Source organism: Polaromonas sp. (assembly GCF_012927455.1).
Classification (GTDB): Bacteria; Pseudomonadota; Gammaproteobacteria; order Burkholderiales; family Burkholderiaceae_C; genus Polaromonas.
Map to the genome: position 1 here is coordinate 262,068 of NZ_JABBPE010000002.1, position 20,534 is coordinate 282,601.

22 protein-coding genes are annotated in these 20,534 nt (G+C 60.0%); 5 read left to right on the forward strand and 17 right to left on the reverse strand.

Going from position 1 to position 20,534, the window contains the following annotated elements; translation table 11 throughout:
- Window positions 1-3: 3 nt before the first annotated feature.
- The 6 genes from HHJ18_RS01785 to HHJ18_RS01810 all read right to left on the reverse strand — a co-directional run bounded on the left by HHJ18_RS01785 (window position 4) and on the right by HHJ18_RS01810 (window position 3,623).
- A complete protein-coding gene (locus tag HHJ18_RS01785) occupies window positions 4-261 on the reverse strand; it encodes a type II toxin-antitoxin system Phd/YefM family antitoxin (protein WP_296910929.1) in 258 nt (85 codons plus the stop codon).
- 78 nt (window positions 262-339) lie between these two features.
- The gene (locus HHJ18_RS01790; RefSeq protein WP_296910931.1) at window positions 340-1,671 is read right to left on the reverse strand and encodes an ATP-binding protein; all 1,332 of its coding nucleotides are present in this window, start codon (window positions 1,669-1,671) and stop codon (window positions 340-342) included.
- A complete protein-coding gene (locus tag HHJ18_RS01795; RefSeq protein ID WP_296910933.1) occupies window positions 1,668-2,339 on the reverse strand; it encodes a response regulator transcription factor in 672 nt (223 codons plus the stop codon). Before HHJ18_RS01795 ends, HHJ18_RS01790 begins: the two co-directional genes overlap by 4 nt.
- Window positions 2,340-2,365: 26 nt before the next feature.
- The gene (locus HHJ18_RS01800) at window positions 2,366-2,602 is read right to left on the reverse strand and encodes a PepSY domain-containing protein (RefSeq protein WP_296910935.1); all 237 of its coding nucleotides are present in this window, start codon (window positions 2,600-2,602) and stop codon (window positions 2,366-2,368) included.
- A complete protein-coding gene (locus HHJ18_RS01805; RefSeq protein ID WP_296910936.1) occupies window positions 2,599-3,216 on the reverse strand; it encodes a glycine zipper 2TM domain-containing protein in 618 nt (205 codons plus the stop codon). The genes HHJ18_RS01800 and HHJ18_RS01805 overlap by 4 nt, the downstream gene beginning before the upstream one ends.
- A 185-nt stretch (window positions 3,217-3,401) precedes the next feature.
- Complete coding sequence (locus tag HHJ18_RS01810) at window positions 3,402-3,623, reverse strand: hypothetical protein (protein WP_296910938.1); 222 nt, start codon at window positions 3,621-3,623, stop codon at window positions 3,402-3,404.
- 242 nt (window positions 3,624-3,865) lie between these two features.
- Here HHJ18_RS01810 and HHJ18_RS01815 point away from each other — a divergent pair, with 242 nt between their 5' ends.
- The gene (locus HHJ18_RS01815) at window positions 3,866-4,477 is read left to right on the forward strand and encodes an acyloxyacyl hydrolase (RefSeq protein ID WP_296910940.1); all 612 of its coding nucleotides are present in this window, start codon (window positions 3,866-3,868) and stop codon (window positions 4,475-4,477) included.
- 92 nt (window positions 4,478-4,569) lie between these two features.
- On the opposite strand, the gene HHJ18_RS01820 is transcribed toward HHJ18_RS01815, so the two are convergent.
- Both HHJ18_RS01820 and HHJ18_RS01825 read right to left on the reverse strand, forming a co-directional pair.
- Window positions 4,570-6,777, reverse strand: a complete 2,208-nt coding sequence (locus HHJ18_RS01820) for a M1 family aminopeptidase (protein WP_296910942.1) — start codon at window positions 6,775-6,777, stop codon at window positions 4,570-4,572.
- Window positions 6,774-7,727, reverse strand: a complete 954-nt coding sequence (locus HHJ18_RS01825) for a 2-dehydropantoate 2-reductase (protein WP_296910944.1) — start codon at window positions 7,725-7,727, stop codon at window positions 6,774-6,776. Before HHJ18_RS01825 ends, HHJ18_RS01820 begins: the two co-directional genes overlap by 4 nt.
- Window positions 7,728-7,821: 94 nt before the next feature.
- Between HHJ18_RS01825 and HHJ18_RS01830 the strand changes: the two genes are divergently transcribed.
- Both HHJ18_RS01830 and HHJ18_RS01835 read left to right on the forward strand, forming a co-directional pair.
- Entirely contained in the window at window positions 7,822-8,292 is a 471-nt protein-coding gene (locus HHJ18_RS01830) for an EVE domain-containing protein (protein WP_296910947.1), read from the forward strand.
- Between the two features lie 81 nt (window positions 8,293-8,373).
- Window positions 8,374-8,886 (forward strand): DUF1499 domain-containing protein, encoded by a 513-nt coding sequence (locus tag HHJ18_RS01835; protein ID WP_296910948.1) that lies wholly within the window; start codon window positions 8,374-8,376, stop codon window positions 8,884-8,886.
- A 135-nt stretch (window positions 8,887-9,021) separates the two neighbouring features.
- Here the strand turns inward: HHJ18_RS01835 and HHJ18_RS01840 are convergent, their stop codons facing one another.
- On the reverse strand, window positions 9,022-10,179 hold the full coding sequence (locus tag HHJ18_RS01840; RefSeq protein WP_296910950.1) for a PHB depolymerase family esterase: 1,158 nt from the start codon (window positions 10,177-10,179) through the stop codon (window positions 9,022-9,024).
- Window positions 10,180-10,465: 286 nt separating this feature from the next.
- On the opposite strand from HHJ18_RS01840, the gene HHJ18_RS01845 reads away from it, so the two are divergent.
- On the forward strand, window positions 10,466-11,449 hold the full coding sequence (locus tag HHJ18_RS01845; protein ID WP_296910952.1) for a rhodanese-related sulfurtransferase: 984 nt from the start codon (window positions 10,466-10,468) through the stop codon (window positions 11,447-11,449).
- Window positions 11,450-11,470: 21 nt separating this feature from the next.
- Window positions 11,471-12,157: a glutathione S-transferase gene (locus HHJ18_RS01850; RefSeq protein WP_296910955.1), complete on the forward strand. Its 687-nt coding sequence runs from the start codon at window positions 11,471-11,473 to the stop codon at window positions 12,155-12,157.
- Window positions 12,158-12,356: 199 nt separating this feature from the next.
- Here the strand turns inward: HHJ18_RS01850 and HHJ18_RS01855 are convergent, their stop codons facing one another.
- The 8 genes from HHJ18_RS01855 to ccsB all read right to left on the reverse strand — a co-directional run bounded on the left by HHJ18_RS01855 (window position 12,357) and on the right by ccsB (window position 20,347).
- Window positions 12,357-13,625, reverse strand: a complete 1,269-nt coding sequence (locus tag HHJ18_RS01855; protein ID WP_296910957.1) for a two-component regulator propeller domain-containing protein — start codon at window positions 13,623-13,625, stop codon at window positions 12,357-12,359.
- A gap of 16 nt (window positions 13,626-13,641) precedes the next feature.
- Window positions 13,642-14,736, reverse strand: a complete 1,095-nt coding sequence (locus HHJ18_RS01860) for a two-component regulator propeller domain-containing protein (protein WP_296910959.1) — start codon at window positions 14,734-14,736, stop codon at window positions 13,642-13,644.
- Entirely contained in the window at window positions 14,733-15,083 is a 351-nt protein-coding gene (locus HHJ18_RS01865) for a c-type cytochrome (protein WP_296910961.1), read from the reverse strand. The genes HHJ18_RS01860 and HHJ18_RS01865 overlap by 4 nt, the downstream gene beginning before the upstream one ends.
- Window positions 15,080-15,664 carry a tetratricopeptide repeat protein gene (locus HHJ18_RS01870; protein WP_296910963.1) on the reverse strand — a complete coding sequence of 195 codons (585 nt, stop codon included), beginning with the start codon at window positions 15,662-15,664 and terminating at the stop codon, window positions 15,080-15,082. The genes HHJ18_RS01865 and HHJ18_RS01870 overlap by 4 nt, the downstream gene beginning before the upstream one ends.
- Before the next feature lie 44 nt (window positions 15,665-15,708).
- A complete protein-coding gene (locus HHJ18_RS01875) occupies window positions 15,709-17,127 on the reverse strand; it encodes a sigma-54 dependent transcriptional regulator (RefSeq protein WP_296910965.1) in 1,419 nt (472 codons plus the stop codon).
- Window positions 17,124-18,719, reverse strand: a complete 1,596-nt coding sequence (locus HHJ18_RS01880; RefSeq protein WP_296910967.1) for an ATP-binding protein — start codon at window positions 18,717-18,719, stop codon at window positions 17,124-17,126. Before HHJ18_RS01880 ends, HHJ18_RS01875 begins: the two co-directional genes overlap by 4 nt.
- Window positions 18,706-19,218 carry a TlpA disulfide reductase family protein gene (locus HHJ18_RS01885; protein WP_296910970.1) on the reverse strand — a complete coding sequence of 171 codons (513 nt, stop codon included), beginning with the start codon at window positions 19,216-19,218 and terminating at the stop codon, window positions 18,706-18,708. Before HHJ18_RS01885 ends, HHJ18_RS01880 begins: the two co-directional genes overlap by 14 nt.
- An 82-nt stretch (window positions 19,219-19,300) precedes the next feature.
- Window positions 19,301-20,347 carry a c-type cytochrome biogenesis protein CcsB gene (gene ccsB / locus HHJ18_RS01890; RefSeq protein ID WP_296910972.1) on the reverse strand — a complete coding sequence of 349 codons (1,047 nt, stop codon included), beginning with the start codon at window positions 20,345-20,347 and terminating at the stop codon, window positions 19,301-19,303.
- Window positions 20,348-20,534 lie beyond the last annotated feature (187 nt).

Below are 20,534 nucleotides of genomic sequence, written 5' to 3' on the forward strand. Positions count from 1 at the left end.
CGCTTAGCCCAGCGCCATAACCTGCCGCCGGCGGGCAGAACCACGTGGTGGCACCAGAAATTCGGTGCGGGCAGCATCCGATAAAAGCAACTCCTTCAGCGACGGCCTGGCAGCAGACTGCAAGCGCCGCCACTCTGCAGCTGGCACCAACACAGCCGCCTCAGCACCCCGGCGCGTCACCATCTGCGGCCCTTCGGCCAGGCAGGCATCAAGGAATTCACTGAAACGTGCTTTTGCGTGTTGTACTGGCCATGTGTTCATTGAAATACCCCTTATTTAACTAGTCATCTGTCTAGTCATTTTAATATAAACCGCAATAGGTTACTGCGGCTTGCCCCCTCAAGGCGCAGGCAACTTAATCTCCACCCGCCCGCCGCCCATCGAGCCGCGCGAAAGCTTCAGCTCCCCCTGGTGGCTGGCCACCAGGTCGCTCACCACCGCCAGCCCGACGCCGTGCCCGGGCACGCGCTCGTCGCCCCGCACATGCAGCCGCAGGACGGACTCGGTGTCGCTGAAGCCGGGGCCGTCGTCTTCGATGCGGATGCACAAGCGCCGTGTTTCGCGCCACACGCGCACCAAAACCCGGCTCTGCGCCCACTTGGCCGCGTTGTCCAGCAGGTTACCCAGCATCTCGAACAGGTCGCCCTCGTCGATGCGCCAGGCCAGCTCTAGCGGGCACTCGATGCTGAAGTCCAAGGCCTTTTCGGCATAGACCTTGGCCAGCGCGTCGCGAATGCGCTCCACGATCGGCGCCAGCGGAAGCGGCGGCGCAAAGCGCGCGGCGCCGCCCGCGATGGCGCGCCCCAGCTGGTGCTGCACGATGTCGTCCATGCGGTTCACCTGCTGGGCCACGGTGGCTGGCAGTTGGGCCGGCTCGGCCAGGGCGCTGCGCAGCACGGCCAGCGGCGTTTTCAGGCTGTGGGCCAGAAAGCTCAGTGCGTCGCGCTGCCGGGTCTGGCGCACGCGCTCTTGCTGGATCAAGGTGTTCAGGTTGTCCGTGAGGCCGGAGATTTCGGTGGGGTAGCGGCCCTCAATGCGCGATTGCCCGCCCTCTTCGATGCGCCGGATCTCGCTGGCCACCTGCCGCAGCGGCGCCAGGCCCCAGCGCAGCAGCCACAGCTGGGCCAGCAACAGCAATACGGCGGCGCCGCCCAGCCAGAGCCACAGCGTGCGTGTGAAGGCGCCGACCTCGCGGTCAAAGGCCGCGCGGTCTTCCAGTACCGTAAGCACCAGCGGCGCCTCACGCGCGGAGGCCTTCCAAGTGACGGCGTAGCTGACCGACAGGAAGGACCCGCTAATCCCCTCCACCGTTTCGTTACGCCACTGACCGGCTTGCAGGCTGCGCTGGAACGGCGGCTGTTGGCCCAAGGTGGAAGCCGACTGCCATTGCTTCCCCCACGACACGTTGTAGATGCCGGCATACAGGCCGGAACCCGGCAGCGAGAGGCGCGGCTCGGCAAACCCCGGCGGCATCACCAGCGCCCCGCCGGCATCGAGTTCGGCCGCTGCCAGCAGCAGGTAGATGGTGCTCTGCAGCCGGCCGAAATAGGCCGCCCGCACACTTTCAGCATTGGCACGCTGCACCGCCAGCCCTGCGCCCGTTAAAAAGGCCAGCAGCACCAAGGCGGCACCCAGCAGGAGCCGGGCACGGATGGAGGTGCCGGCCCTCATTCCAGGGTGAACCGGTAGCCCCGTCCGCGCACGGTCTCGATCGGACCGAGGCTGCCTTCCGGGTCAAGCTTGCGCCGCAGCCGGCCCACCAGCACCTCCAGCACGTTGCTGTCGCGGTCTTCGCCGTGCGGGTACAGGTAGTCCGACAGCGCCTGCCGGGTGACGATGGCCGGGCGCTGACGCACCAGGGTTTCGAGCAGGCGGTACTCAAAGGCCGTAAGCTCCAGCGCCGCGCCATTAAGCCGCACCGCCTGCGCCGTCAGGTCAATGCTGAGGGGGCCGAGCATTAGCACGTCGGACGCGGTCTTAAGCGAGCGCCGCAGCAAGGCCTTAAGACGCGCCGCCAGCTCCGGGTATTCGAAAGGCTTGACCAGGTAGTCGTCGGCGCCGGCTTCCAGGCCGACCACCTTGTCTTGCCAGCTGCCGCGCGCGGTGAGGATCAGGATGGGCAGGGCGCTCCCGTCCTGGCGCAGGTGCTGCACGATGGTCAGCCCATTCAGCTTCGGCAGTCCCAAGTCAACGATGGCCAGATCGACCGGGTACTCGCGCGCCAGGAACAGGCCCTCTTCGCCGTCTTTGGCCTGGTCAACCCGGTAGCCATCGGCCTCCAGCTGGCGGGCCAGGGTGAGCCGCAGCGCGGCATCGTCCTCGATCAGCAACAGGCGCATGAGATTTGGGCTGCCGCAAGCCGGCCTTAGCGGACCTGGCCGGTGGCAACGTCCACCTGGATCACGCGGACTTCACCCGCTGGCGTAACCACCTTGACGCGCCAGACCGGTTGGCCCGAAGACTCGGACTTCTCGACCGACAACACGCGGCCACCACTGGCCTGCTGGGCCACCGTGGCCGCGTCGTCGCGGCTCAGGTCGGCCCAAGCCAGGTTGGATGCCAGCAGCAAGGTGGCGCAGAGCAGTTTGGCAAATGCGTTCATCGGTTGTAGGCACCATAGTACTCGCGACCGCCACGGTCATCGCGCTTGCCCTGGTATTCGCGTGCGCCCTGATAACCCTGGTAATCGCCCCCCGCCGGCTCTACCGGGGCCACCGAAACGCGCACGGGCAGGGTGCGGCCCGGGTTCTCGCGGGTCACCGTGCTGTAGACCTGACCGCGGTACTCGTACTCGACCTGGTAGCCCGTGAGCCGTGACTGCACGTCATTGACGGTGCGACAGTTCTGCACCTGGCGCTGCTGCTGCTGCGCTGCCTGTTGGTAGCCGCCCCAGCCGTTCTGGTTAGCAAAGTGCTCGCCGGTCAGCGCGCCGACCACGGCACCGACGGCGGTGGCGGCGTCGCGGCCGCGGCCCCCGCCGACCTGGTTGCCCAGCAACGCGCCGGCCACACCGCCAATCGCCAGCCCGCCGTAATTGCGCGAAGCCGGCACGGCTTGCTGCTCGGTTACCCACTGGCTGGTGCACTCGTTGCGCGGCACGGAGATGCTCTCGTGCTGTGGGGTGACATTGCGCACGCGGGCAGTGTCGTTGAAGGTCTGGGCCTGGACGCCCGCTGCCAGCAGCGTGGTCAGGCAAAGAATGGCAGAACGTTTCATGGAGAGCTCCTTGGTTGATGTGATACAGAGCTTACGAAGGAGTGGGTGAATGGAAGCTGAACGAAATCGATAAAAGGTTGTTTTCTGCTTTTTGTGCAGGCGCACCCGGCTTGAGTGCCCCGAGAGCGTCAGGCTGCTCTGCGAGATCGCGCCGTTGGCCAAGTCCGATTCAGACTCTCCAGAAGTCAGCTACGGCAGATTCGAACGGGTGACTCAGATGGGTTTAGCAACTGAACGCCAAAAGCAGAAAAATCTGCGCCTTTGCACGTGACCACCGCCAGCTGATGTCGAACTGCCGTCGCTGCGATCATCGCATCCTCATACAAGGTGTCGGCGCGGCGGTGCATGGCGTTTTTATTCAAGGCTTTACTGGAAAGCTGCCGTGCGTCGCCGGCGACCGGCACCACGCTTTGCCACCTTGGGCTCCGACTGCATGATGCGCTCCGATGGCGAGTTAAGCATCTTGCTTCCAATTTCAACGCCTGGTTTTGGTTAAGAATTCCTGCATGCGTCAGGCCAGGGACCTGGTTGACCCGGCCAGCCTGGCCCCCGCTCACCGGAAGGAGCTTAAAGCTTTCCTGGCTGCCATCGATGCAAACGACAATGTGCAGAATATGTTTTGTCGGCTTGGCGGAGTAAGGAAACTTTGATGCAAAAAATCTCGTGGCACCCAGCGTTTTGGCTTTTGCTCGCCTTGCTGGGAGGCTTCCAACAAGTTCAGGCCCAAGAGGTTCAGGCCCGGCACCCCGCAGACCATTGGGAGTTCGCAGTGGAGACGGGTTACCTGAGAAAGATTAGAAACAACTCACCGCTCGACTACCGCATCGTCCCGACGCAGGCGGTCTGGCGCAGCCCCCCGCTGTTCGATCTGTGGCGAGGCGAAAGTGGCGCCAGGTTGACAGTGCGCAATCGGCTGGCGCTGGTGGCTGAGACATTTGTCAGAGGGCCGGAGGACTACTATGTCGCGTTTGCCGGTTCGCCAACCTTCGAGCTGTGGTCGGCCGACCAGAAAACCGCGCTTTTCTATGAAATAGGCGGCGGCGTTGGCCTGTTGAATTCAAAGGGCGTGCCGGGCGGGCAAGGGCAGGATCTGGCTTTCAACTGGTTCACCCAACTGGGTCTGCGCCGTCAACTGAGCAACAAGCTGGGCCTGACGGGCGGCGTCTATTTCACGCACCATTCCAATCTCGGCATGACTGACCCCAATCCAGGCATTGACGTGCTGGGCGTCAATTTCGGTGTGGTCTGGCAGCTCGATTGATGGCGAGATGCAACTACCTTGCCTGGGTCGTTTTTAACGCCATAGGTCGAACGCCGGCATGCTGCGTTGAGGTGCAACCGGGCCGCTCGCAATCAACGTGACCGGACGACCTTCCCGGCATTGAGCCGCAAGTTCTGCGCAGGCACCGGCCATGCGCCTTGCTCGATGACACGCCCGTCCTGAAACAAAAGCCAGCTCTGCCGCCCATAGTGCGGCAGCGAGCGCTGCAGCGTGCCGAGTAAGTCCGGGCTGTCAGCCATCACGAAGGCGAAGGTCCTGCCGCTTGGCGCACGCGCGGTCCATGCCTGGGCGGACCCCTTGAGCGGCCGCTGCCCAACTGGATTGGCCGGGTTCGCCTGCAGTAGAACATCAGGCAATCCGCCAATGCCCAAGCGAGGCAGCAAACGACGGATGCTGTTCGCGTCTCCAATAACAAGGGTCGGCAGCGCCGATGCAGACAGCAATTCCGCCTCGCGCACCTCGCGGGCCTGCGCGTCCAGCAGTCGGGCCGCCAGAGCCGTGGCTGGAACCTTCCACTGGAGTGCCTGGTTGGCGAGAAACAGCTTTGGTCGCGGAGAAATAAAGATCTCCCTGAAAATCGGCGGCACCGTCGCAGGGTCCAGCCGGCGCCACAGCCGCAACTCGGGATCGAGCTCGACCTGCGCCGCGTCTGGCGCAGCGTGTATTGAAGCCAGGTCGACCACTGTTTCCCAATCCCGCACACGCACACCGATATCACGGCTTGCACCAGAGGCCGGGCGCACGCGCAAAGGCACGAGCATGTCAAACACCCCACCCTGCTGAATCAGGCGAAAGCTGCCTTTGGAGTCGGTATTGCGGCGTGGCGCAAGGACCAGTTGGGCCGATGATGGCCGATGCACCCATTGCGCGAAAAAGCGCGACAAGTCTCGCCCGGCGGCCAGTGAAAACGCCGCTTCGAGATCTTTCCAGCTGGCGGCCTTGAAGCGCTGTCCTTGCCAGAACAGGCGAATTGCCTTGTCGAACGCCGCTGCTCCGATCTCATCGCGCAGCATGAAAAACAGCATGGCCGATTTGGAGTACCCGACGACGGAGGAGATGCCGTGCTGGCGTGATTTGAAGTCCGCCAGCGCTGTCTCATCGGGCGCTGCAATGGCCGTCAGGTCCCTGAGCCAATTAAGCCGCATCTCGCGGGCGGACGGTTCGGACTGGTCCTCGCGGAAGGCGTAATCGGCCATGAAGGTCGTCAGCCCCTCGGACCAGTTGCCGCTGGACCATTCGGGATACACGCCATTGCCCCACCAGTTGTGCAAGACCTCATGACCGAGTGAGGTGGCACGAATGAATGGCAGGCGCAAGACGTCGCGTCCGAGGTAGGTCAGGCTGGGCATGCCAAGGCCGTGCGACAGCGGGCTGGAGACCACGCTGAAATCGTCGAAAGGATAGTCGCCGATGAGGCGGCTGTAGCGCTGGATGTAGCGGGCGCTGTCCTGCAAGTAGCCGCCGGCCAGGCCAGCAAGCTCGGCATGAAACCAGGTCCGGACCGTCACGATTTTGCCGTTGTCCAGCGCAACGGATTGTTGCGCCACCTCGTAAGGTCCGGCCATGATCCAGACACCTTCAGCAGGCTGCGCAAACTCGTACTCTGCGACGGTGCGCGCGCCGATTTCACTCACGCGCTGCTGGCTGCCCGGTGCGAGCCCCTTCTGGCCTGTTGGCAGCGACAACTTGAGCGTGTACGTGAAGGGCACGCCCGGGTCGGGATACCAGCCCGCGCCGGGCGACAGGTAACTGCCCTCGGGTGAAGCAAACAGCGCGGCCTGAACCGAGGCGTCGCGCTGATCGCTTTTGGGAAGGGCCGGCAAGGTCCCCGAATACGCCATGCTGAAATGTTGCGGTGTTTCGGGTGCTGAGGCCTGGGGCGGTGACGGCTTTCTCCCGGAATCCGTCGACCCGGCAACGGACATTGCCACGCCGTTCAACGTGACACTGGAAACCCTGAATAGCGGGTTCAGCTGCAGCTGCGGCGGCCCTGCGGCCGTTGTCAATTCCGCCCTGGCGTTGAAGGCCCGGGTGTCGGGGTCGAGCGTAACTTCCAAATCAAGGTGCGGCGGCGCGGCGTGGGCACTGTGAAACAAGACCAGCAGCGCAAATCCCGCCAACCACTTCATGCAGTCCGCCCAGTTCAGCACGCGCCACGCTCCCCATGCTTGCGCCTGCAGGGCAGACCGCTGTGCCGGTGTGGCCGAAGCCGTGGCGTCAACGCTGGCGTGACCTTCAGCAACTTCGCTGAAGTCGAAATTTGGGTGGTTCAGAGTCATTGGGAGGAATGGGAAGGCTTTCCCTCCATCAACTTCACCAACGCCCATAGCACCCGATTTGCCGGCGTCGCAATACCCAGCGCCTTGCCGCGCCGCACGATCAGGCCATTGAGGTAATCAATCTCGCTGCGTTTGCCGCGCGCCAGATCTTGTGCGGTGGATGAAAACTGACTGGGCATGCTGGCGGCGAGCTTGGCCACGGACGCATGCACATCGCCCGCCACCTGCACGCCATCGGCCTGGGCCACGGCCAGGCATTCGGCCACCACGTCGCGCATCACGTCCTTGATGCCCTCGCCTGCCACCGTCTTGCCATAAGGCAGCTGGGCAATGGCCGAGACGGCGTTGTAGGCGCAGTTGAGGATCAGCTTGGCCCACAACTCGCCGCGCACGTTGTCTGAAATTTCGGTGGGCACGGCGGCGGCGATCAGCGCCTGCGCGACGGCTTCGCTGGCGCTTGAAGGCTCGATCACCAGTTCGCCGCGGCCATGGTGTTTGACGTGTCCAGGGCCGGCCATTTCAGTGGCAACGTAAACCACGGCGGCAGCCACCGCGTGCTCCGGCAGCACGGTGCGCAGCCGGTCGGCGTTGTCCACGCCGTTTTGCAGGCACAGCACCAGCGCATCGGACGCGAGGTGCGGCCGCAGCAGCGCGCCGGCGGCTTCGGTATCAAGCGACTTGACGCAGAACAGCACCAGCTTGGCGCCCTGCACCGCGGCCGGCTCGCTGCTGGCAGCCAGGCACACGCGTTCGTCGAAGGTTGTGGTCTGCATGCGCAGGCCGTCTTTAGCTATGGCTTCGACATGCAGGGGCCGCGCTATCAGCACCACCTCATGCCTGGCGCGCGCCAGCATGCCGCCGAAGTAACAACCGACGGCGCCTGCGCCCATGACGGCGACCTTGAAACTCATTTTTGCTGCGTGCGGTTCGGTGAGCGGGATGCCGACCATGGTGGACCTCTCGTGGGTGGAACAGAAAAAGCCATTTTAGGGAGGGCGGAAGAAGCGCGTGCAATGTGGGCCCGACGCTGGCAAACTTGAGACGATGAACTACTGGCTGATGAAATCCGAGCCCAAAGAATGCTCGGTGGACGATGCGCTCGCCGCGCCCGATGCCACGGTGCCCTGGACAGGCGTGCGCAACTACCAGGCCCGCAACTTTATGAAGGGCGCCATGCACGTAGGCGACGGCGTGCTTTTCTACCACTCAAGCTGTGACCAGCCGGGCATCGTAGGCATCGCACGCGTGGCTTCCACGCCCTACCCCGACCCGACCCAGTTCGACCCGAAGTCGCCCTACTTCGATCCGGCTTCAAAACCCGACGCGCCGCGCTGGTTGCTGGTGGACGTGCAACTGCTGCGCAAGATCCCCACCTTGAGCTTGCCCGCGCTACGCGCCCGGCCCGAGCTGGCCGATCTGCTGGTGCTGAAAAAGGGCAATCGCCTGTCCATCACGCCAGTAGAGCCGCGCCACTGGCAAGCCATCACGGGAAGTCGCTCATGTGGGCTTGTTTGAACGCTGACGTTCATGCTTAAAATTGGTCTTGACCCATATGGAATCGGCGCGGGTAGCTATTAATTCAGGAGTAGTTCAGCCATGAAAATCATCGGATACGTTGCCCTGCTGGCGCTTGTGCTGGTTGTCGTTATTTTTGCCGCCGGCCAGCTCGGCTTTCTGCGCGGCCAGCCGCCACCTGGGCTGGGCGTGCAGCAAGACCGGCTCAAAACGCCGTCCCTGACGCCCAATAGCGTCTCCAGCCAGGCCGGACTCTATCCCGACCATCCGCAGCGCAGCTACGCCGAAGTGACGCCGTTCAAGTTCGTGGGCGATGGCAAGGCAGCCCTGCACAGTCTGGCCGCGTTGCTGGAGGCCAACGAGGGCTGCGTGCTGGTCAAGCGCGAACCTGACTACCTGTACGCGCAATGCACGACTCGCTGGCTGAAATTCACCGACGACGTGGAGTTCTTTCTGGACAAAGCGGCCGCTGTGATTCACGTCCGCTCGGCCAGCCGACTGGGCCAGAAAGACCTTGGCGTCAACCGGGCGCGGGTGGAGGCCTTGCGCGCACGCTTTGAGCAGAACGCCACCACCAATCTGCTACAAAAATAATAGCTGCTTGCGCCCGTAGCTATTGGGCTAGAGGCATATTCGATCACTTTTTTACCTACGGATGCTCAAAAACGCAACCTCAGCATTCGGCGGCAGCATCGCGACGTTGCGAGCTATGCCGGAACACGGGCCCTGTCAGGGCTTGGGCACTAGCGCAATTCGCCGGTGCAGCGCAAAAAAAGTCCACATCAGCAGCGTCGCGTCAGGGCCTTCCCGCGCGCTGAAGGCCAGCCGCTCGTCCCCGCCGCTCCAGGCGTGGCCCAGCGCATCAATCTGGCAGCGCAGCAGCTGTGGTTTTCTGCCGGCATAGTAGCTGGTGGTCTGGTAGCCGTGACGCGGGCTGCGCCCACCCCTGCGCGCCGCATAGCTGCGGCGCACCGGCTGGTCGCGGGTGATGAAGGCGGCATTGATGATTTCGAACTGCCGGGTCAGCTGCTCGGCATTGATGCGCCGCACCACCGCATCGCGCTCGCCGTGGATCAGTACCGCCGGCATGCCGGGGAATTGCGGCAGCGCTTCGGCAAAGGCAGTCGCCTCACTGTGCGCCCGGCCAGAGCCCTGCTGCATGGCGCGAAAAGCGCTCATCGGCGAGTCGCTGGTGCCAAACACCGGCGTCGAGTGCAGCCCCACTGCGGCAATCATGTGGGGGTAGCGCAGCGCCACGATGGTGGCCAGCGCCGCGCCGGCCGACAGCCCCGTCACATAAGTGCGAGACGCATCCAAGCCGTGCTTGCCCTGGACCTGCGCAATCATGGCGGCAATCAGTCCGGCCTCGCCCTGCCCCTGTTGCGTGGCGCGCTGGTACCAGTGCCAGCAGCGGTGTGAATCGCTGGCCACGGATTGCTGTGGATACAGCACGGCAAAGCCCTTGCGTTCGGCCAGTTCGTTCATGCGCGTGGCGGCGGCAAAATCGGTTGCTGTCTGCTGGCAGCCGTGCAGCATGACCACCAGCGGGCGCGGCGTTGGGGCTTTGCCCGCAGGCTGGTAGAGCCAGTACAGCAGGCGCCGCGCGGGCGCCAGCTGGCCTGCGCCGGGCACGGAAAAGTACGATTTTTGCCAGCTCCCGGGCAAGCCAGGGACGGGGGGCACCGGCTTGGCTACCACTTGGCGGCTGCGCTTGACCGCTTTGGGCGCTGCGGTTTTGACTGGCTTGGCACGCCGCACTGGCGCCGCGCGCACGGCCTTGGGCAGCAGGCTTTTGATAAGCTTGCGGCCGCGCGCCTGCTGCGTCTTCTGGACTTTGCTCAGGCGCCGCACGCTCTTGAGCCACAGGCTGCTCAGGCTCTTGGCCATGGCGCGGAGCACGGGGTGGGAGTGGGAGTGGACGATGTCATGGGGGGGGGCGCCATGCCTGCGTAGGACGGTGCCAAGACTAACTTTTGATGACTGGAAATAAGCATAACTCATTTTGCTGCACTGCAACAAATTCACCTGAACACACGCGGGAAACTTAAAATCTGGTGTTTCTGGCGAGACTCCCCAGCTATTGTCCTCAGCGGCTCGCGCTTGGCGGTCAAGCCGTTACGATTGAGACTGCGGGCTTTTTGCCCGCCACCCTCTTCACCTGTCCCTTCATCCCATGCCTGACTTCCTGACCGCCGCACTGTACAAATTCGTCGAGCTGCCCGACTTTGCCGAACTGCAGGCGCCGCTGCTGGCGTGCTGTGAAGCGCACGGCGTGAAAGGCACGCTGCTGCTGGCGTCGGAGGGCATTAACGGCACCATCGCTGGACGCGTTGACGGCGTGTATGCCGTACTGGCATTTCTGCGCCGCGACCCACGCCTGGCTTCGCTGGAGCACAAAGAGGCCTCTACCAAGCTGCTACCGTTTTACCGCATGAAAGTACGCCTCAAACGCGAAATCGTCACCCTGGGCGTGCCCGGCGTGCACCCCGCCCTCATGGCGGGCCAGTACGTCAAGCCGGCCGACTGGAACCAGTTGCTCGACGACCCGGGCGTGGTGCTGGTCGACACGCGCAACGACTACGAAGTGGCCATCGGCACGTTTAAAGGAGCGGTCAACCCGGCCACCCGCAGCTTTTCAGAGCTGCCTGGCTGGGTTGAGCGCGAAATGCGTGAGGGCGGCAAGCTGGCTGCGGCTAACGGCCAAAAGCCCAAGGTGGCGATGTTCTGCACCGGCGGCATTCGATGCGAAAAATCCACGGCGTTCTTGCGGGCGCAGGGCTTTGAGGAGGTCTACCACCTCGAAGGCGGCATCCTGAAATACCTGGAAACCGTGCCCCAGGCGCAAAGCCGCTGGCAGGGCGAATGTTTTGTATTTGATGAGCGCGTATCGGTCGGCCAGGGGCTGAGCGCGGGCCACTACACGCTGTGCCGCTCTTGTCGCGACCCCTTGAGCGAGAAGGACCGAGCCTCGGCGTTGTTTGAATTGGGCGTCAGTTGCGCACGCTGCCATGCTACGACCACCGAGCAGCAAAAGCGCGGATACCGGGAGCGCCAGCGCCAGGTCGGGCTGGCAGAGGCGCGCGAGCAGGGCCATATCGGCATGCGCGCAGCGACCGAGGCGGCGCCCCAAGCAGCGACTCCAGACAGCGCCGATTGACAGCACCGATCAAGCGACAACGTGCCGGCCAGCCTGCCCATCCTGTATTCCTTTCGGCGCTGCCCGTATGCCATGCGGGCGCGTCTGGCGCTGGCAGTTAGCGGCGTGGTCTGCGAGTTGCGCGAAGTGATGTTGCGAAGCAAGCCACAGGGGCTGCTGGAGGCTTCGCCCAAAGGCACGGTGCCGGTACTGATCACGCGGCACGGTCAAGTGCTGGACCAAAGCCTGGACATCATGCGCTGGGCGTTGGAGCAGCATGATCCCGACCACTGGCTGATGCCAGAGCTTGGCTCACTGCCAGACATGCAGGCGTTGATCGCCGAATGTGATGGCGGTTTCAAGCGACAGCTGGACCGCTACAAATACCCCGGACGCTTTGCGAGTGAACGTGTCGACGAAACCATCGAACAGAACGGGTGCACAGCTGCGCAGTTTCAGCGCACCGAAGGCGCGCGCTTTCTGGCACAGCTCGATGCGCAGCTGGCCAAGACAAGCCACCTTTTCGGCGAGCGCGCGGCGTGGGCGGACATGGCGGTTGCGCCGTTTGTGCGACAGTTTGCGCAAACCGACCAAGCCTGGTTTGACCAGCAGCCCTGGCCAGACCTGCAGCGCTGGCTGACGAACTGGCTGGCGTCCGATCTGTATAGCTGCACGATGGACAAGTATCCGCCCTGGGTGCCGGGTGCGGCGGCGGTTCGCTTTCCTTGAGCACGCGATGGCTTAATTCCGTTTCCAGAACATTGGTTAACGCGAAGGCGAAACGACTACAGCACAGACGTTCGGCTAAACGAAGCCGACAAAGTGTACGAACGATCTGAAAATGAAATAAGGGATTCGCTCAGCTTTTGCTGATCAATCCTGAATAGAACCGGGTCAGCAAAAGCGGCGAGACTCCAGCGCTATCACGCTATTTTGGCGGCGCCTTCAAATGGGCGACACCACCGAAACTGCCGATCCACTGATCACCAGCCGGGCCGGTCGCCATCGAAAATACATTGTCTGAAAACAGGCCCTGCTCGGTCGTCATGACAGTGAATTTATCGCCGTCCATGCGAGCCAAACCGGCGTTTGTGCCAACCCACAGTTTTCCCTTGGGGTCCTGATGCAGCATGAACACGTGGTTGCCCGGCAAGCCTTCGGCCACCGTGTAATTGCGCCAGGTCTTGCCATCGAAGCGCGCCAGCCCGCCGCCCCAGGTACCGGCCCAGACCACGCCGTCGTTATCGACCTGCAAGGCAACAATATAGTTGGGGTTGTAGGCGACCGTGATGCCTTTCAGTCCCATCTCCTCTTTTTGCTTGGCATGGTGCTCCGAAACCTGAGCCGGATCAGTGTTGAACTTGATGTCGTCCTTCACCTTTTCAAACGGTGCACCGAGGCCTTTGGCGTGGTTCCAGTTGTCCCACTTGTTGTCTTTATAGCGTGCCAGACCGCCTTCGGTGGCCAACCATATTTCGCCATTCTTACCTTCGGCCACGCCATAGACCCAATCGTTGGGCAAACCGTTTTTGGTGTTTTCGACGGTATATAGATCCCATTTTGAGCGGTCTTTGAGCGCGCCGCCGCGTATCCGGTTGACGCCTGACCAGGTCGCCACCCAGACGTCGCCGTTCTTGACCGTCAGCGCACCGTATACAAAGGCATCGCCCAGGCCGTCTGGAATGTTGTAGTTTTCCCAGGTGTCTTTGACTGGATCGTACAAAGACATGCCGCCGCCATAAGTTCCGGCCAGTATCTTGTCGCCCAGTTTACTGACGTGGAAGATGCCGTTTGACAATAAGCCGTTGCGGGCATCGAACAAGCGATAGTTATCGGTACTGGTGTCATAACGAATTACGCCGCCAGAGGTGCCAACCCACAGCACTTTTTCCTCCAGAAACATGGACTTGACATTGCGGTTGCCGACTCTGAAATGGGTGAACTTGGCGTTTGGGTCAACCTGCACCTTGCCAGCCTGCGCTGGTGGCGCGTTCGCGCCCGCGCTCGCACTGGCATTGGCTTGGGGATGCGATGGCGGCGTCTGCGCGCCAGCTTTGAGTTGCCCAGCGACCGGCAACTGCATCGCCGATTCCGGCGCCTTTTGCGTCTGTTTCATGCCGCTGTAATAGGCCGCGCCCACCAAAGCCGCCACACCAACCACACTGGCCGCGATAATACTTGCCGATTTTGTGTTCATTTTCGCCATGTTCTTCCTATTTACCTTTTGATTGACCCACATGCGCGACGCCGCGCCGGGTTCCGGCCCAGATGTCCCCGTTAGGGCCAACCGCGACGGCATATACGTTGTTGTCGAGCAGTCCGGTCGTGCTGTCGATGCTGGTCCAGGTTTTGCCGTCGTAACGACTCAGTCCTTTGTTGGTACCAAACCAAAATACGCCCTTGGCATCCTGCGCGATGCTGTACACGATGTCGCCGGCCAAGCCATCCTTGACCGTGAAATTTTTCCATGTCTTGCCGTCGAAGCGGCTGACTCCGCCACCCCAAGTGCCAGCCCAGACCGATTGATCCTGCGCCACCTGAATCGAAAACACATAGTTGGGGTTGTAAGACGGTGCTCCGTCTTTCGAAGCCATTCCAAGGTCATGGCGTGAACGTGTTCCCAACCCGGTATTCGGGCTGGCCAGCAACTTGTTGGGGTTGCCCGCTCCCAAGCCATCCTTGTGCGTCCATGACTTCCAGGTCTTGCCGTCCAACATGGAGACACCGCCCTCGGTGCCAAACCACACACGGTCCTTGGCATCAACGCCAAGACCGTACACCCACTCATTGATAAGCTCTTTGACATAGGTCTTGAATTTCAGATTCTTCATGTCGACCACATTGGCGCCGGCCCAGGTACCTATCCACAAATCGCCATTCTTCTGGCTGGCAAATGAGTAAATCCAATAATCGGCTAGGCCGTGCATCGGGAAATAGGTTTTCCATTTGCCGTCGCGGTAGCGCGATACGCCACCCGCATTGGTGCCAAACCACTTGTAGCCTTCGTGGTCAATGCCGATGGCGAACACGTATTCGTTGGCCAGCCCGCTGTCGCGGTTAAAAGTCTGTCGCAGCTTGCCGGAATTCACATCTATTTCGTGAACCCCCTTGGATGTTCCCACCCACAGGGCGTTGGTTTTTTGCTCGACTGTCAGAGCGCGGACATAGACGTTGTCGCCAACGTCAAAAGTCTCAATCACATTGAGCGGCGTCACGCTGTCGGCCTTTTTTCCTTGCTGCGCATGAGTGACATGAGCGGACGTTGCAAGCAGTGCGCTTAACAATAAGTATTTAAACGAACGGATCAATGCAAGGTCCTCATGTAGGCGATGACATCCATGATGTCGCGGTCGGACAGAATGCCCCGGAAGGCAGGCATGGCGTTTTTGCCGGAGCGAATGGCGTTAAGCAGGGTGAAATCGGGGCGCATCATGCCGTCGCCCAGACCTAAATTGGGGGCGCCCGGAATCACGCTTTTGCCGGTTGCGCCGTGACAAGTCACACAGTTGGTTGTATACAGCTGCCTGCCTTTAAAGGTGTCGGCGGCATGCAGCGCGCCACCCGCCGTCAGCAACACGTATCCGATCACCGCCGCGCCGGCTAGCCGCCCCGCTCCGGGCATTGTGCTGGCCCGGCCTTTCATATCTGGTTTCATTTACCGTTTACCTTTTTCGGTTTGCCCTGAGTGCTCACAGGATCTTTTTTGTAGGTTGGAGAAAGCGCGACCAACTTTGCTTCCCATGCATCGGCTTGCGCTGCATCGGGAGTCACACCCAGGCCACCAACTCTGTAAGCTCCCATCATCACCATCATCGCGGGCAGATGGTTCTTTTCGGCAGCGAGCAAAATATGCGATCGCGCTTCCACCAAATCCTTTTTCACCCCTTCGCCTTTGGCGTACATCTGTCCCAATCCATATTCACCGGCGGCATCACCCTGCGCAGCGGCCTTGCGGTACCACTCAACAGCTTCTGCATCCTCCTCGGATTTATCGAGGACATCGCCGAGCCAGACTTGCGCCGGCGCGTAACCCGCGTTGGCGGCCTTTCGCCACAAAGCTATTGAAGCGACCAGATCACCTCGGTTAAATTCCTTGACGGCCTGTTCGTTGTCTTGCTCCGGCCCAGCCATCGCCAAAGGCGCGACAAGCCCCAACATCAGCGTCAGCGCACCCAACAGTAGCCATTTGTTGTGCATGCCATGCTTCGTGCCAGTTTGCTTTTTGCTAGTTTTCATATGCTTCTCCATTCCGATTCAAACGATCTCGCTTGACCACCGGGTCAAGCCTGACGAGGGTCGTCTTGTAGCGCTGCGCTGACCTGCAACAGTCCCAACGTTTCATACTCTTCCAATTTCCGGTAAAGACTGGACAAACCAATTCCCAGCTTTTGCGCCGCTATTCGCCTGTCACCGTCGGCATCACTGATAGCCTTTCCAATTAGCGCACTTTCAAAGCTTCTCACCTGCTCGCGCAAGTTGTTGCCCGAATCCAGCGGCGTCGTGACCGTCGTTCCCACGCCCTTGCCCTTGGCAATCTGCGGCGGAAGATCGGCGCAAGTCACGTGTCCGTCGTCCGCCAGGATCAGCGCACGATCAATCACATTTTCCATTTCCCGTACGTTGCCCGGCCATTCATAAGCTGCAAGAAGCTCTTCCACTTCAGGATCGATCAGAATCGGAGCGCCTTCGAGCAAACGCTTGGCACCTCTTTGAAGCAAGAATCGCACCAATCCGGGGATATCTTGCCGCCGCTCGCGCAATGGGGGCGCATGGATCTGAAAGACGCTCAAACGGAAATACAGATCCTCGCGAAACTTGCCTTCGGCGACCATCTGCGCCAAATTGCGATTGGTCGCCGCCACGATACGTACGTCGGCGCGCTTGGCCTGCTCACTCCCCACCGGCCGGATCGACTTCTCCTCAATGACATGCAATAGCTTGACCTGCAGCTGCAGCGGCAACTCACCAATCTCGTCAAGAAAAATGGTTCCCTTGTCAGCCTCCAGAAAAAGTCCCTTCCTGGCCCTGTCGGCGCCGGTGAATGCGCCCTTGGTATGACCAAATAATTCGCTTTCCATGAGGTTCTCTGGCAGCGCACCGCAATTGACCGGAATGAAGGCCTCGCTGGCCCGGGGACTCTGCTGATGAATACGCCGCGCAATAACGCCCTTGCCCGTGCCACTTTCGCCTGTTATAAGAACGGTGCTGTCTGTCGGCGAGACTTTGTCTATCAATCGCTCCAGATCGCGCATAGGCGCTGACGCGAAGCCGAACAAATCCTTTTTCTTACCTAACACCAGGCTCCGCAAAACACGATTTTCGGCACGCAAACCGCGCAGGTCCGCTATTTTCACGAGCCGGTGCAAAACTTCCTCGTTTCGCACCGGCTTAATCATGTAATCGGCAGCGCCGGCCTGAATGGCTTCGATCGCGGTATCGACCGACGCAAACGCAGTCATCATGATGAAACTTGTGTCGATGCCGGCAGCGCGCGCGCGCCTCACCAGCTCGATGCCACTGATGTCTGGCATTTTGATATCGCAAATTGCGACATCAATATCACCTTTGGAGAGCAACTCGAAGGCGTTCAACCCGTTCGATGCCTGCAGCACGTTGTAGCCTGCCCGGCTTAAATGCGCTGTCAATATCTGTCGGATCGCCGGCTCATCATCAATCACCATGACGTCCATCGATTTCATATGGAGTTCGCTTGGTTGTAGGCAGTTTCAGACAAAGGGAAAAAAACTTGCACCCGGGTTCCCACACCAGGTGTCGACTCAATCTCGATGGTGCCGCCATGTTTTTTCATAATGGAGTAACACAGGGACAGCCCCAAGCCAGTACCCTTGCCCGCCGGCTTGGTCGTGAAGAAAGCTTCAAACACGCGCACCAAGGTGGCCTGGTCCATGCCATGGCCGTTGTCTTCAACTTTCATGACGATCCGTTCCAAGTCGCAACGTGTCGAAATGGTGATTGCCGCCGCGCGTCCCTGCATGCCGTCCAGCGCATCCATGGCGTTGATGAGAAGGTTCATGATGAGTTGAGTCAATTGGTCGGCGACACCATAAATAGCCGGTAACTGCGGGTCAAGGTCGAGCTTCAGTGCCACGCGCTGAAGACGTTTGTCGTAGCGAATCAAGCTGCTTGTGCTGCGCAATTGGCCATTCAAGTCCAGGAACTGCGGTTCAACAGCCTGCGGCGATGCGAACTCCGAGATCTCCCGCGTAATGGCGGTCAGGCGCTGCGTCTGCGCATAAATCAGGTCAGGCCTGCATTCGTGGCAGGCCTTCAGCTTCTCCATTTTGCGTTCGGCCATCTCTTGCGCAATGCCCGAAATAGCGGCGATCGGATTGCCAATTTCGTGCGCCACACCGGCCGCAAGAGTGCCGATTGCCGCCATCTTTTCTTGATGGAAATACTTTTGTCGTTCCACCATGAGCTCCTTTTCGCGCGTATCCAAAGCACGCTCCATCCCATTGACGGCTGATATCAGTTGCCCGACCTCGTCATGACGCGTGACTGGAATCGGCGCACCTCGATAGCCTTTCACAATGTCCAGCGCTCTGGCTTGCAAAGTCCGCAAATCGTCTGTCAATCGCCGGAAAAAGAGCCCAATAATTGCGCCCAGCAAAGCCAGGCCCAACATGCCCAGCATGAATGTAGTGATAGCCACCGAATCGCTATGGGTGCGGTAACGTTCCGACAATTGCTTGCGCCGGTCTTGCGATTGTTCGGTCATCGCCCCAACCGAATTTTTTATCTTGATCAATTCCACCACCAGACGATTCAGGTTGTTTCTGGACGGGTCCTGGCGCGCATCGTCCCAGGCAGCATTCATGTTCACCAAACTCAGTTCTAATTTCGGCAAGCGGCTGACAAGCTCTGCGTGGCGACTCAGAATTGATTGCTGATGCATTGCGATGCGTTGCAGTCCAGCACCGCGATCTGGCGCGTCAAAATTAGCAAATATCGCCATCACTGTGTGGAATGTCGAAACATCCACTTGCTTCAACAGGCCTTCGGCTTCGAGTGTTTGTTGAATTTCATCAAAATCACGAAGCAATAATTCTTTTTGGTGATAAATGAATGCATCTACTATGAGCGTGTAAATCATCAGCGCCGCAAAAACTATCAGGCCTTTGGTGCGAATCGACAAATTGAAACGGGACGGCTTGCGCGAAGCAGGAAGCATCTGGGTTGGTAGATCTGGCGTCGGCGTTCCCGAGGCCGATTTGGCCAGCTCTGCAGAATTAGTAACGGGGACGATTTTTATGAATTTAATTGCGGACATTGCTACCCCGCTCAGTTCGATAAATATCCTCCAGCAAGGCTAACATCTCCGGACTGCTCCAGTCTTGCAGACCAGTAACGCGCCGCACCAAAGTACCGTCTGGCGCAATCAGAAAAGTCTCTGGATAAACCCTTAGCCCAAGCTGCTTGGACATTTTTCCGTTCGGGTCAAAAAAGTTGCTGAAAGTGACGCCGCCTTGCGCAAGGAACTCGGTTGCCAACAGAGCGTCGCGGTCGGTAGACAAACCTATCACCGAGAAGCGTTTCGGATCGAGCGTCTGACTCAAGCGTTGCAGGCTGGGCATCTCCTTGCGGCACGGCGGACACCAAGTGGCCCAAACATTGAGCACCAACACCTTCCCCTGGAAAGCCGGTGTATTGGCGTTTTCGCCCAGCACGTAATTCAACATGAACGATGGAAATGCCTGCCCTTCCACCAACTGAGGAGCTACGGATTCCGGCCTTTTACACCCAGCAACCGACATCAACAATACAGCCATGATGGACAGGGCTATTCGCTGCGATTTCCTTCGCACAGGAGCCTCCAATATAGCGCCAAAGCAGCGACAAAACCTGACCATCTCAATGCGCGCCCAGGATTGCATCGGGGAGCCACAAGCTCAATTGATCATATGAATGCAAGCCTGAAAATATCAAATTAACGCCGAAGAAACAAAATACGGTTACGGCAAATCCGATGATTGCCCACCACGCCGCGCGCATGCCACTCCAGTGATTGACGTAGCGCAAGTAAAAATAAAACGCATAGGTTAACCAGACAACCAGTGCCCACGTTTCCTTGGGGTCCCATGCCCAAAATCGTCCCCAGACCTCGTAGGCCGAAACGGCGCCCAGGATGGTTGCAAACGTAAACAGCGGAAATCCCACCAAGATTGCCTGATGTATCAACCGGTCAATCTTCCACAAATCCGGCAACGATCGCATCGCAAATCCTTCAGTAACACCGTGGCGCTCGGCACGATGACGCAGCAAGTACACCCCACCCAATAGCGCGGCAACAGCAAACGCGCCATAGCCAAGGAAATTGGTCAAGACATGCGCATGGATCCAGTAACTCTTGAATAATGGCACCTGATAGTCAGGAGCCGCCTGGTCATTGGAGACCAGCCAAATCTCGAACAACACCGCGCTAACAACAATGGGCATGACAAAAGCGCCTGCCGAACGGGTCCTATAAACCTTCTCCATGACGAGATAGATCACTACGGTAATAGCGCTGAACAGCGACATAACTTCGTACAAACCAGCAATCGGCGCCTGACCTACCGGATGCACGTAGAAAGCTTCAACCCTGCGCACCAGCATACCCAGCGTGAGGCAGATTGCACCGACTGTAGCGAAGCCCGATGCCCAGCGCCCGACCCTTTCAGAAGTGAAGCGAAGATGGCTTAAATAAAGGATGGTAGAACCAATCAGCAGCAAATTGGCATAACTAACCAACTGATAGGAAACTAATCGTTCAAACGGCATGCCCAAGCGGGAAGTTCTTGTTGCCAAATACTCCACCAAAATCATGAGACCCAAGGCAACAACAGCCAATCCAATCCAGAACACCACAGCGGGCATGGAACGGGCCTGCCCCCCATCACGTAAGCGTTCTGTATTCATGACCTGGTTTCCTCCTAGCCCTTGCAATGGCTGATTCTGCGGCACGGGCTCTTTATCTCGTCCCGACGCGATCCGGGCGACGTTCGCAGTTGACATCCGATTTCCACGCAGACCGTGCCAGTCGGCATCGACGGCGCGTGAAGAATTAGGTTACTTCACCGCGTTTTGCGAGGCGGTTAATCGCTCG